Source organism: Streptomyces sp. NBC_01077 (assembly GCF_045162855.1).
Taxonomy (GTDB): domain Bacteria; phylum Actinomycetota; class Actinomycetes; order Streptomycetales; family Streptomycetaceae; genus Streptomyces.
The window spans coordinates 1470324-1482806 of record NZ_CP108669.1; the positions used below are offsets into that span (position 1 = coordinate 1470324).

Genomic DNA, 12483 nt, shown 5'->3' on the forward strand with positions numbered 1-12483 from the left:
GCCCTTGCCCCGTCCTTTGCTACTGAGTAGTAGACATCACGTCCCGAATCTTCTGCAACTAGTTGCACAAAGGGTGGGGGTCCCCTAGAACTGAGACCGACGTTCCTGCGCGAGGAGGCGCCCGCATGACCCCGTACCCGCACCTGCTGAGCCCGCTCGACCTCGGGTTCACCACCCTGCCCAACCGGGTGATCATGGGGTCGATGCACGTCGGCCTCGAGGAGACCGAGCACGGCTTCGAGCGCATGGCCGCCTTCTACGCGGAGCGCGCCCGGGGCGGCGTGGGCCTCATCGTCACCGGCGGCATCGCGCCCAACGACGCCGGACGCCCCTGGGACGGCGGCGCCAAGCTCACCACCGACGGCGAGGTCGCCGAGCACCGGCTGATCACCGACGCCGTGCACGAGGCCGGTGGCCGGATCGCGATGCAGATCCTGCACTTCGGCCGGTACGCGTACCACCCCGCGCTCGTCGCGCCCAGCGCCCTCAAGGCCCCCATCAGCCCCTTCGTACCGAACGAGCTGACCGACGCCGAGGTCGAGCAGACCGTCGAGGACTACGCCCGGTGCGCCGAGCTCGCCAAGGAGGCCGGGTACGACGGCGTCGAGGTGATGGGCTCCGAGGGCTACCTCATCAACGAGTTCATCGCCGCCGCCACCAACCAGCGCACCGACCGCTGGGGCGGCTCCTACGAGAACCGCGTCCGCTTCCCGCTGGAGATCGTCCGCCGGATCCGCGAGCGCGTCGGCGAGGACTTCATCCTCGTCTACCGCCTCTCCATGCTGGACCTCGTGCCCGGCGGCTCCACCCTGGAGGAGGTCGTCCAGCTCGCCAAGGAGATCGAGGCGGCCGGCGCCACCATCATCAACACCGGTATCGGCTGGCACGAGGCACGCATCCCCACCATCGCGACCTCCGTGCCGCGCGGCGCCTACACCTGGGTGACGAAGAAGCTGATGGGCGCGGTCTCCGTACCGCTCGTCACCAGCAACCGCATCAACACCCCCGAGGTCGCCGAGGAGATCCTCGCCGACGGCCGCGCCGACCTGGTCTCGCTCGCCCGCCCCTTCCTCGCCGACCCGGACTTCGTCGCCAAGGCCACGGCCGACCGCGCCGACACCATCAACACCTGCATCGGCTGCAACCAGGCCTGCCTGGACCACACCTTCAATCTGAAGATCACCTCCTGCCTGGTCAACCCGCGCGCCTGCCACGAGACCGAGCTGGTCCTCTCCCCCACCCGCCGCGCCAAGCGGATCGCCGTCGTCGGCGCGGGCCCGGCCGGCCTCTCCTGCGCGGTGTCGGCGGCCGAGCGCGGACACGCCGTGACGCTGTTCGACGCGGCGGCCGAGATCGGCGGTCAGCTGAACATCGCCAGGAAGGTCCCCGGCAAGGAGGAGTTCGACGAGACGCTGCGCTACTTCCGCGTGCAGCTCGCCGAGCGCGGGGTCGACGTCCGCCTGAACACCCCGGTCTCCTCGTCCGACCTGGACGACTTCGACGAGGTCGTCGTCGCCACCGGCGTCTCCCCCCGCACCCCCGGCATCGCGGGCGTGGACCACCCGAGCGTCCTCAGCTACCTGGACGTGCTGCGGGACGGCGCGCCCGTCGGCGAGCGGGTCGCGATCATCGGCGCGGGCGGCATCGGCTTCGACGTCGCCGAGTTCCTCACGGACGGCGGGGAGGGCGCGAGCCAGGATCCCGAGACGTATTTCCGCCAGTGGGGTGTCGACACCTCCTACGAGAACCGGGGCGGACTGCGCGCCCCCGAGCGCGGCGCGCCGCCGCGCCAGGTGCACCTGCTGCAGCGCAAGGAGTCCAAGGTCGGCGCGGGCCTCGGCAAGACCACGGGATGGATCCACCGCACCGAGCTCAAGCACCGGGGCGTGGCGATGGTCGCGGGTGTGTCGTACGACCGGATCGACGACGAGGGTCTGCACGTCACGATCGACGGCGAGGCACAGCTGCTGCCGGTCGACACGGTCGTGCTCTGCGCGGGCCAGGAGCCGCGCCGGGACCTGTTCGAGGAGCTGGTGGCGGCAGGCAGGGTGGCGCACCTGATCGGCGGCGCGGACGTGGCCGCCGAGCTGGACGCGAAGCGGGCCATCGACCAGGGCACCCGGCTCGCGGCCACCCTGTGATCACCGTGGCCGGCCACTTCTAGGATGCGTCCATGTCCCTCCCGCACGCGATCCTCACCGCGCTGCTCGAGAAGCCGTCCTCCGGCCTCGAACTGACGCGCCGCTTCGACAAGTCGATCGGCTACTTCTGGTCGGCCACGCACCAGCAGATCTATCGCGAACTGGGCAAGCTGGAGCAGGCGGGGCACATCCGTGCCCTGCCCGCCCCGGTGCCGGTACGGGGGCAGCGGAAGGAGTACGAGGTGCTGCCGGCCGGCCGCGCCGAACTCGGCACCTGGGTGGCGAGGTCCGAGGACCCGAAACCGATGCGGGCCGCGCTGCTGCTCCGGATGCGGGCGGCAGCGGTGGTCGGCGCGTCGGGCCTCCGCGCCGAACTGGCCCGTCATCTCGCGCTGCACCAGGAGCAGTTGGACGAATATCTGGCGATCGAGACCCGTGACTTCCCGACCGAACGCCGCACGTCGGAACCCGACCGACTGCGCCATCTCGTCCTGCGCGGCGGGATCGAGATGGAACGTTTCTGGGTGGAATGGCTGACGGGCGCGCTGGCGGAACTCGGGACGGATTAGCCCGACCCGGGCGGCCGAAACCGTGTGGCGGTGGCCTCCCCCGGCGCGCACCTGCGTGGATACTGGGCCGTTGGAGTTCCACGACACGAAGGGGCGGGTATGGCCGACGACTTGGGGCGCCGTGCGACACGTCACGCGGTGGTCATCGGGGGAAGTCTCGCTGGGCTGCTTGCCGCTCGGGTACTGGCCGAGCACGCGGAGAAGGTGACGGTCGTCGAACGCGACCGGTACCCCGAGGGCCAGGAGGCGCGTCCGGGCGTCCCGCAGGGCCGGCACCTGCACGTGCTGATCGCGGGTGGACAGCAGGCGCTGGACGAGCTTCTCCCGGGGTTCATGGACGAGTTGACCGCTCTCGGCGCGCCCAAGGTGGGTGTCCCCGAGGACATGGTCCAGTGGCAGAACGGCAAGTGGTTCCGCCGGACGACCGCGACGGTGAACTTCTACACCGGCCCGCGCCCCCAGCTGGAGTGGCTGGTGCGGCAGCGTGTCCTCGCCGACCCGCGGATCGAGCTCATCGAGGGCACCGAGACCGTGGGCCTGACGGGTGACTCCTCGCGCGTCCGGGGCGTACGGCTGCGCGAGCGCGGCGCGGGGGCCGGGAAGGAGCCCCGTACCCTCGCGGCCGATCTGGTGGTGGACGCGTCCGGGCGGTCCACGAAGGCCGCCGACTGGCTCGCGGGCATCGGCGCCGAGGCCCCGCACGAGGAGACCCTCGACACCGGCCTCGCGTACGGCACCCGGGTCTACCGCTCCCCGGACGAGGAGCCGGGCACCGACGCGCTCGGGTACTACATCGTCCCGAACCACGCCCAGGTGTACGGCGGTGTCGTCCTGCCGCTCGGCGACGGGCGCCACCTGGTGACCCTCTCGGGCCTGCGCGGCGACGAACCGCCCACCGAAGAGGGCGCGTTCGAGGAGTACGCGAAGCGGCTGCCGCACCCGGTGGTCAGCGACTGGCTCTCGCGGGCCGAACCGGTGTCCCCGGTGTACGGCTTCCGCAGAACGGCCAACATCCGGCGCCGGTACGACCGTCCGGGGCGCCGCCCGGCCGGTTTCCTGGCGACCGGCGACGCGCTGTGCGCCTTCAACCCGATCTACGGGCAGGGCATGGCCGTCGCCGCACTGAGCGCGGTCGCGCTGCGCCGGGCCCTCGCGGACCCACGGCGCACCCCGACGACCCGCACCGTGCAGCGCTCGCTGCTCGACGCCTCCCGGCAGGCCTGGGACATCTCGGCGGGCGCCGACAAGAAGATGCCGGGGGCGACCGGTGACGCGGCCCGCCCGGGTCCGATGGACAAGGCGGTCGGCTGGTACCTGAGCCGGGTGCAGGCCCGGGCCGCCGGCGACCCGACGGTGGGCACGCCGTTCCGCGCCGCCCTCACCCTGACCGCCCCGCTCACGAGCCTGTTCGCCCCGTCGGTGGCGCGGGCGGTGCTCTTCGGGCCGGCGGCCGAGACGCCTGCGGGACCGCCGCTGCGCCGCGACGCGTAGGGAGTGTTCGTACGGTGGGGCCGGAGCCATGAGGCCTCGGCCCCGCCTTCAGGCCCCCGGCGCCGCCGCCACGATCCCCGCGGCGATGGCTCCGCCGAGTGCCGCGTAGTCGTCTGCGTTCTGCCCCGCGTAGGCGAGGGCGAAGTCCGCTACGGCGCGGTCGAAGACGTCCGAGCCGCCGAGGTAGGCAGCGATCGCGATGCGGTCGCCCGAGCGGGCGTGGGCGCGGGCCAGGGCGCGGCCGCAGAGCCGCGCGTAGTCCCGTAGCCCGGCCGGGGACATCGTCTCGACCTCGGCCGAGCCCTTCATGTCGCGCAGCTGCCGCCAGTAGAAGTGGCGCTGCTCGGGGCCAGTCATCCAGCCGAGGAAGATGTCGCTGGCGGCCTGGGTGAGGCGCTGCCCGCAGACGACGCGGCGCCCCTGGTGGGCGTACGCGCTCGGCGCCAGGTACGGCTCCAGGACCGAGTGGCCGGCCTCCTTGATCTGGAGGATGAGCGGGTCGCCGTCGTCCCGCCCTTCGAGGAGGAGGACGAAGCAGCGGGTGCCGACGCTGCCGACCCCGACGACCTTGCGGGCGGCGTCGAGGAAGCGGTAGCGGTCGAGGAGGACCCGCCGTTCCTCGGCGAGCGAGCTGCGGTAGTCGTTGAAGATCTTGCCGAAGCCGACCCGGTCGAGGCCCGTGGTCCGTTCGAGGAGCGGCGGGTCGTCGATGATGTGCCGGACTCCGGTCCCGTCGATCTCGGTGAGCCTGGCGAGCGCGTGGAGGCTGGTCCGGCGGCGGGCGCGGGCGAGCCGGTTCTCGAACCGGGCGCGTTCGTCGCGGCGGACCAGGGGGACGAGGTCGTCGGCGGCGATCCGCTCGTACCAGACGGTGAGTTCGCCGAGGTCGGCGAGACGGCGGACGGTGGTGCGGTACGACTCGACGGCGACGAGGGCCGCGCGGTGGGCCTTGGGCTTGCTGCTGCCGTTCTGGAGGGCGGCCACGGTGACGCTGGCGGCGAGCCGCTTCACGTCCCATTCGAAGGGTCCGGGGAGCGTCTCGTCGAAGTCGTTCACATCGAAGAGGAGCGTCCGTTCGGGTGAGGCGTAGACCCCGAAGTTGAGGAGGTGGGCGTCGCCGCAGAGCTGGACGGTGAGTCCGGTGTGGCGCTGGGCGCCGAGGTCGGCGGCCATGATCGCGGCGGCGCCGCGGAGGAAGGCGAAGGGGGAGGTCGCCATCCGGCCGTATCGGAGGGGGGCGAGGCCGGGCAGCCGGTCCAGGGCCTGGCGTTCGAGCACGTCGATCGGGTCGGGGCGCTGGGAGCTGGGTATCCAGCGGCCGTGGGAGGAGCGGGGGACGCGCTTGCGGGCCGCCCTGCCCCGTGCGGCGCGCTCCGACGGTGTCGTCATCCGGCCTCACCCGCCTCTTCCGCCGCCGCTGTCTCGTGCCCGTCACGTGGTCCTCATTACAAGGCGCCTCGCTCGTTTCGGCCACTCTGCCGGACAGCCCTGGCGAAATGGTTTAGACCAATGATAGAAATTGGTCACCCGCACGACCCATGCGGTCACGCTGAGCGAAGAGAGGGTTTGATCATGGCCGAGCCCGAATCCGAGGCGGCGGCAGACGCGCCGCTCTATCTCCGGGTCGCCGCCGCGCTGCGCGAGGACCTCGCCCACCGCCGCATCTCCCCCGGCAGCAGGCTCCCTTCGGAACGATCCCTGTCCCAGCGCTACCACGTCAACCGGCAGACGGTACGCAGTGCGCTCCAACTCCTGCGGGACGAACGGCTCGTGGTGACCGACCGGCGCGGCACCTTCGCCGCCGCCGGAGCCGGCGGCGAACCCCTCGTCCCGGCCCTGACGGCCCGCCGGCCGACCTTCCCCGGCGGGCCCCGCGCGGCCGAGGCACTGGTGCGGGCCTCGCTGACCTGGGAACCGCCGCCCACGCCACTGGCGCCACGGCTCCTGCTCACTCCGGGCGAGCCGACGCTCGTCCACCGGCACGTGGTCCTCGGGCCGCAAGGAGCGGCGCTCCAGCGGGCGGTGTCGTGGTTCTCCCGGCCGGCGGTCGCCGAGATCCCCCAGCTGGCCCGCTACCGGCGGGGCCGGGACTGCCGTCAACAGCCCGACCTGCGGCTGCTCTACCACTGGATGCACCAGGCGGGACTGCGGATCACCCACCGGGAGTCGGTCGGCGTGCCGCCCGGCCCGACCACGACGCCGGCCGGCGGCGCGGCCCGGCTGATCGTCCACCGGGTGGTGAGCGATCAGCACGGACACGCCCTGGAGATCACGGACATCGACTTCTCGGCCCAGTCGGCGGCCTGGACGTACGAGTTCAGCGCGTGAGGGTCCGTCGGCGTCCGACCGTCGTCCCGGTCTGACGGTAGGCCGGCTCCTGTCCGGTACGGGGACAGGAGCCGACTTCTCCGTCAGACGATGCCCTCCGCGATGTCCGCCTCCTCGCGGGCCGTGCCGTACGCCGTCGGCGTGCCGTACGAGCGGCGGGCGACGTACCACCAGACGCTGGCCAGGACGAGCACGACGGCCAGCGCGATCACGGCGTAGTTCATGGTGTCGACCGTCACCGGGGACTTCTGCGGCAGACAGAACAGCACGGTCACGATCGCCACCCACACGACGGCGGTCCAGCCGATCGGCTTGCTCCAGCGGCCCAGGCTCCACGGGCCGGGGGTGAACCGGTTCCCGGCGCGCAGCCGCAGATAGATCGGGATGGCGTAGGCGGGCGTGATGCCGATGACGTTGATCGCGGTGACGGCACCGTAGGCGGTGGCCGAGTAGAGCGAGGGGAGGGCGAGCACCGCGGCCACGGCCACCGCGAGCCAGACGGCCGGCACCGGGGTCTGGGTGCGGCCGCTGACCTTGCGCCAGATCGCCGAGCCCGGCAGGGCGTTGTCACGGCTGAAGGCGAAGACCATCCGGCTGGCGGCGGCCACCTCGGCGTTGCCGCAGAAGAGCTGGGCGACGATGACCACGAGGAGCAGGGCGGTGGCGCCGCCGGTGCCGAGCGCGTCCAGGAAGATCTGGGCGGGCGGGACGCCGGTGGCGCTGTTCTGCGTGGCGGCGTAGTCCTGGATGGCGAAGCTCAGGCCGGCGAGCAGGGCGAATCCGGCGAGCCAGGAGACCCAGATGGCCCGCACGATGCCCTTGGAGGCGGCGACGGAGGCATTGGAGGTCTCCTCGGAGAGGTGGGCCGAGGCGTCGTAGCCGGAGAAGGTGTACTGGGCGAGGAGCAGGCCGATCGCGGCGACGTAGAAGGGGTTGGCCCATCCGGTGTCGTTGACGAACTCGGTGAACACGAAGTCGACGGACTGGTGGCGGTCGGGGACGAACGCGAGGGCGCCGACGATGATCGCCACGCCCGCCAGGTGCCACCAGACGCTGATCGAGTTGAGCACGCTGACCAGGCGGACGCCGAAGAGGTTGAGGACGGCGTGGAGCAGCAGGATCGCGAGGAAGATCAGGAAGGTGGAGCCGGCGGTGGGTTCGAAGCCCCACTGGAGGTTGAGGAAGGCGCCGGTGAAGAGAGCGGCGCCGTAGTCGATGCCGGCGATGGCTCCGAGCAGACCGAGCAGATTCAGCCAGCCGGTGTACCAGCCCCAGCGGCGCCCGCCGAGCCGGTCCGCCATGTAGTAGAGGGCGCCCGAGGTCGGGTAGGCGCTGGTGACCTCGGCGAGGGCGAGGCCCACGCACAGCACGAAGAGACCGACGCCGACCCAGCCCCACAGCATGACGGCAGGGCCGCCGGTGCCCATGCCGAAGCCGTACAGGGTCATGCATCCGGAGAGGACGGAGATGACCGAGAAGCTGATCGCGAAGTTGCCGAAGCCTCCCATGCGGCGGGCGAGGACCGGCTGGTAGCCGAGCTCTCTCAGCCGCGCCTCCTCGTCCTGGGCCGGGGGTGGCTTGCGTATCGCGTCGGTGGGGTCGGGGGCGGTGCGGGACATGCGTTCCTCCGGGGACGGGGGGGTGAGCGGGGTCGGGGGGGAGCGGGTTGGGGGGCGTTCGAAGGGGCTCGGCTGCGGGACGTACAAGGGCCTTCAGCCGCTGAGACAGCGGGCGCGGGCGCGCAGGAAGACCTCTTCGGCGAGTACGCGGTCGTCCGGATGAGGGGTCCGGTACGCCCACGGGAGGGTCGTGTAGTACGGGCCGAGCGACTCCAGGACCCGGGCCGCGTCGGTGAAGCGGAGGGCCCCGAAGAGGGCGTGCGCCAGGTGGTTGAGGTCGAGCAGGGAGGCCTCGTCGGTGGCGCAGAAGAGGAACCAGGTGTCGAGGGCGCGCTGGGCTTCGCGTACGGCGTCCTCGGCGACCCAGTGGAGGTCGAGGGCCCGCTCGTGGCCGCGCTCGCGCCGGTAGCGCTCGACGCGCACGTACAGCGGGAGGACGTGCAGGGCAGAGCCCACAGGTGCCGAAGAGGCCGCCCAGTGCGCGTAGTTGACGGCCTCGGAGAGCGGTCCCGGGCGCCGGGCGTAGACGAACTGCAGCATCCGGTGGTGCGCCTCGCGGTTGTACGGGTCGCGCTTCTCCGCCTCCGCGAGCAGGCCCCAGGGGCCGGGCGGCAGCATGGGGGCCGGCGGGGACAGCCGGTGCTCCTCCATGCGCTGGCGGCCGTCGAGGGCGGCGAGGGCGATCAGGCCGACCCAGGGGACCGGGTCGTCGTGGGCGAGATCGGCGGCCTCCCGGCAGGCGGTCCAGGCCTCCTGCCAGAGTTCCCGGGTACGGGCGTGGCCGGCGCGGTGGGCGCGTACGGCCCGCTCGACGGTCACACGGCTGTGCATCACGGTGGCGGCGAGGCTCCCGGGCTGTTCGGTCCGCCACATGTGGACGACGTCGGTGCCCGCGGCGACGGCCGCGAGGACCTGGGTGCGTCGGGTCCAGCTGTCCCAGCCCTCCGTCTCGTCGAGGAGCCGCGCCATCGCCACCCAGCGGCCGGTCCGCAGGTCCTGGACGGCGTTGCGCAGGGCGTGGTCGTGGCCTGCCGGGTGGTAGACGGGCCGGAAGCCGTGTCCGGCCATCAGGGGGTGGGGCGTGGTGTGGGTGACATGGGTCCTCGGTGGATGGAGGGGGTGGTCAGTCCCCCGGCGGGCGCGTCCCGGCCGTTGATCGGCGATCACTATAGAGGGCTCTGGATGCGACCGGTCCACTTTCTTTTCCGACAGTAATTATCAAGCCAACGACTGAATTTGACTTACCGTCAGGTATGTCGGCGAACCTGACGTGATCACCCTCCGAGGCTTGACGGACAGCCTCGGCGACGGCACCCTGACCCTTTTCGGTGATCGGATGATCACTGAACGTCCAGGGACAGGAGCAGTGCGATGACGGCCGGCCCGGTACTCGCCGTCGACCAGGGCACCTCGGGCACCAAGGCCCTCGTCCTCTGCCCCGAGCGCGGAGTCATCGGCAGCGGCACGGCCCCCGTACGGCCCCGCTATCTGCCCGGCGGCCTGGTCGAGGTCGACCCCCGTGAGCTGTACGACTCCGTGGTCGCCGCGGGACGCGCGGCGCTCGCGGAGGCCGACACGCCGGTCGCCGCCGTGGGTCTCGCCAACCAGGGAGAGACCGTCCTCGCGTGGGACCCCGCGACCGGCGAACCGCTCACCGACGCCCTGGTCTGGCAGGATCGCCGAGCGGCCTCCGTCTGCGCCGAACTGGGCGCGCACGCCGAGCAGTTGAGGCAACTTACCGGCCTCCCGCTCGACCCCTACTTCGCCGCGCCGAAGATGGCCTGGATCCGCCGCCACGCCACCGGCGCCGGCGTCGTCACCACCAGCGACGCCTGGCTCGTCCACCGGCTGACCGGCGCCTTCGTCACCGACGCGGCGACCGCCGGACGGACCGGACTCCTCGACCTCGACACCGTCGCCTGGTCGGAGACCGCCCTCGACCTGTACGGCCTGGGCGGCGAACGACTCCCCCAGGTCGTGGACTGCGACACGCCCGTCGGCACCACCACCGCCTTCGGCCCGCCGCTCCCGCTCACCGGCCTCCTGGTGGACCAGCAGGCGGCGCTGCTCACCCAGAGCGCCGACGACCCGGCCGCCGCCAAGTGCACGTACGGCACCGGCGCCTTCCTCCTCGCGCAGACCGGCCCCGAGCCCCGGCGCGCCTCATCGGGCCTGGTCAGCTGTGTCGCCTGGCGGCTCGGCGGCCAGGTCGCCCACTGTCTGGACGGTCAGGTGTACACCGTCGCCTCGGCCGTGCGCTGGCTCACCGACCTCGGCGTCATCGGCGGGGCGGCCGAGATCGACCCGGTCGGCGGCGGAGTCCCGGACGCGGGCGGGGTCACCTTCGTGCCCGCGCTCGCGGGGCTCGCCGCTCCCTGGTGGCGGGGCGACGTACGCGGCTCGCTCACCGGTCTCGGCCTGGACACCACGCCGGGCCATCTGGTCCGCGCCCTGTGCGAGGGCATCGCCGCGCAGGTCGTGGAACTCGCCTCGGCCGTCGCGTCGGACCGCGGCGGGCCACTGACCTCCCTGCGCGCCGACGGCGGCCTCACGCGGTCCGCGCTGCTCATGCAGACACAGGCGGATCTCCTCCAACTCCCGGTCGAGGTCTCCTCGTTTCCTGACGCGACGGCGCTCGGTGTCGGCGCGGTCGCCCGGCTCGGGCACGACCCGGGGCTCACCCTGCGCGAGGCCGTACCCGAGTGGAAGCCATCGGCCGTGTACGAACCCCGGATCTCGGCCGGTGAGGCGGGCGAGCGCCTCGCGCGGTTCCGCACCGAGGTGTCGGCGCTGGTCGAGCGGGCGGGGTCGGAGGGCGGTGGTTCCGGCCCCGGTTCTGGTTCCGACGCCGGATCCAATCCCGACCATGCCCCCAGCTCCGGTTCCGGTTCCGGTTCCGCGTGAGCGTCACCCGTAGCGGCCCCCTCCCCTCGGGCGCCGCGGCGACGTACGACGTCGTGGTCGTCGGTGCGGGGGGCGTCGGCTCCGCGATCGCCCGGATGCTGGCCCGCCACCCCCTGCGAGTCGCGCTCGTGGAGGCCTCGAACGACGTCGGCGACGGTACGTCGAAGGCCAACACCGCCATCCTGCACACCGGTTTCGACGCCTTGCCCGGCACCCTGGAGGCGCGGCTCGTCCGCGAGGGATATGGTCTGCTCTCCGCGTACGCGGAGGAGACCGGCATCCCCGTCGAGCCTCTCGGCGCCCTGCTCGTCGCCTGGGACGAGCAGCAGCGCGCCGCCCTCCCCCGCCTCGCGGAGAAGGCCGAGCGCAACGGACACCGCACGACCCGGGTGCTCGCGCCCTCCGAACTCCAGGCGAGGGAACCCCACTTGGGTCCCGGCGCGCTCGCCGCGCTCGAAGTGCCGGGCGAGTCGGTGATCTGCCCGTGGACGACGACCCTCGCGTATGCCACGCAGGCCGTCCGCTCCGGGGCCGATCTGCACCTCAACTGCCGGGTGGAGAAGGTCCGTCCGGGCGATCCCCACCACCGCCTCGTCACCCGGCGCGGGGTGCTGCGGACCCGTCATCTCGTCAACGCCTGCGGGCTCCACGCCGACGCGTTCGACGCGCTGGTCGGCCGCGAGGACTTCACGGTCACCCCGCGTCGGGGCCAGCTGCTCGTCTTCGACAAGTTCGCGCGCGACCTGGTCCGGCACATCCTGCTCCCCGTGCCGGGCCCGCTCGGCAAGGGCGTGCTCATCGCGCCGACGGTGTACGGGAACGTCATGCTCGGGCCAACCGCCGAGGACCTGGACGACAAGACCGCCACCGGCACGACGGCGGAAGGGCTCGCCGGGCTCCGTGAGCAGGGCGGCCGGATCCTCCCGGCGCTGCTCGACGAGGAGGTCACGGCCGTCTACGCGGGGCTGCGGGCCGCCACCGGGCAGGAGGACTACCGGATCGCCGCCCACCCGGGACTCCGGTACGTGACGGTGGGCGGGATCCGGTCCACCGGACTCACCGCATCCCTGGCCATCGCCGAGCACGTCCGCGGACTGCTCGCCGACTGCGGGCTCGACCCGGGGCCCGAGCGACCACTCGCCCGGCTCCGGATGCCGAACCTCGGCGAGGCCTTCCCCCGGCCGTACCGGGACCCCCGCCTCATCGCCCGGGACCCGGATTTCGGCTCGATCGTCTGCCACTGCGAGCGCGTCACCCGGGGTGAGATCCGGGCGGCGCTCACCTCCACGATCCCGCCGGGAGGCCTCGACGGGCTACGCCGCCGCACGCGCGCGCGTGGAGGCCGATGCCAGGGCCACTACTGCGGCGCGGAGGTACGGGCGTTGTTCGAGGAGCACGAGGAGCACGGGGAGGGCGCCCGGTGAACCGCTC

Annotated in this window: 9 protein-coding genes; 6 read left to right on the forward strand and 3 right to left on the reverse strand. The window is 72.6% G+C overall.

The window, feature by feature from the left end; translation table 11 throughout:
* The first annotated feature begins 125 nt into the window (after positions 1-125).
* The 3 genes from OG462_RS06645 to OG462_RS06655 all read left to right on the forward strand — a co-directional run bounded on the left by OG462_RS06645 (position 126) and on the right by OG462_RS06655 (position 4201).
* Positions 126-2141, forward strand: coding sequence for an FAD-dependent oxidoreductase (locus OG462_RS06645; RefSeq protein WP_406055376.1), 2016 nt, complete (start codon positions 126-128; stop codon positions 2139-2141).
* Between the two features lie 32 nt (positions 2142-2173).
* Positions 2174-2710 (forward strand): PadR family transcriptional regulator, encoded by a 537-nt coding sequence (locus tag OG462_RS06650; protein ID WP_406055378.1) that lies wholly within the window; start codon positions 2174-2176, stop codon positions 2708-2710.
* 99 nt (positions 2711-2809) lie between these two features.
* The gene (locus tag OG462_RS06655) at positions 2810-4201 is read left to right on the forward strand and encodes an NAD(P)/FAD-dependent oxidoreductase (RefSeq protein ID WP_406055380.1); all 1392 of its coding nucleotides are present in this window, start codon (positions 2810-2812) and stop codon (positions 4199-4201) included.
* 48 nt (positions 4202-4249) lie between these two features.
* On the opposite strand, the gene OG462_RS06660 is transcribed toward OG462_RS06655, so the two are convergent.
* On the reverse strand, positions 4250-5590 hold the full coding sequence (locus OG462_RS06660) for a DUF2252 domain-containing protein (protein ID WP_406055382.1): 1341 nt from the start codon (positions 5588-5590) through the stop codon (positions 4250-4252).
* 183 nt (positions 5591-5773) lie between these two features.
* On the opposite strand from OG462_RS06660, the gene OG462_RS06665 reads away from it, so the two are divergent.
* Positions 5774-6529, forward strand: a complete 756-nt coding sequence (locus tag OG462_RS06665) for a GntR family transcriptional regulator (RefSeq protein WP_406055384.1) — start codon at positions 5774-5776, stop codon at positions 6527-6529.
* An 83-nt stretch (positions 6530-6612) separates the two neighbouring features.
* On the opposite strand, the gene OG462_RS06670 is transcribed toward OG462_RS06665, so the two are convergent.
* Both OG462_RS06670 and OG462_RS06675 read right to left on the reverse strand, forming a co-directional pair.
* Entirely contained in the window at positions 6613-8148 is a 1536-nt protein-coding gene (locus OG462_RS06670) for an amino acid permease (RefSeq protein ID WP_406055386.1), read from the reverse strand.
* 93 nt (positions 8149-8241) lie between these two features.
* Positions 8242-9216, reverse strand: a complete 975-nt coding sequence (locus OG462_RS06675; protein WP_406055388.1) for a hypothetical protein — start codon at positions 9214-9216, stop codon at positions 8242-8244.
* A gap of 303 nt (positions 9217-9519) precedes the next feature.
* On the opposite strand from OG462_RS06675, the gene OG462_RS06680 reads away from it, so the two are divergent.
* Together OG462_RS06680 and OG462_RS06685 are read left to right on the forward strand one after the other, a co-directional pair.
* The gene (locus OG462_RS06680) at positions 9520-11052 is read left to right on the forward strand and encodes an FGGY family carbohydrate kinase (protein ID WP_406055390.1); all 1533 of its coding nucleotides are present in this window, start codon (positions 9520-9522) and stop codon (positions 11050-11052) included.
* Positions 11049-12476: an FAD-dependent oxidoreductase gene (locus tag OG462_RS06685; RefSeq protein ID WP_406055392.1), complete on the forward strand. Its 1428-nt coding sequence runs from the start codon at positions 11049-11051 to the stop codon at positions 12474-12476. Before OG462_RS06680 ends, OG462_RS06685 begins: the two co-directional genes overlap by 4 nt.
* Positions 12477-12483: the final 7 nt, after the last annotated feature.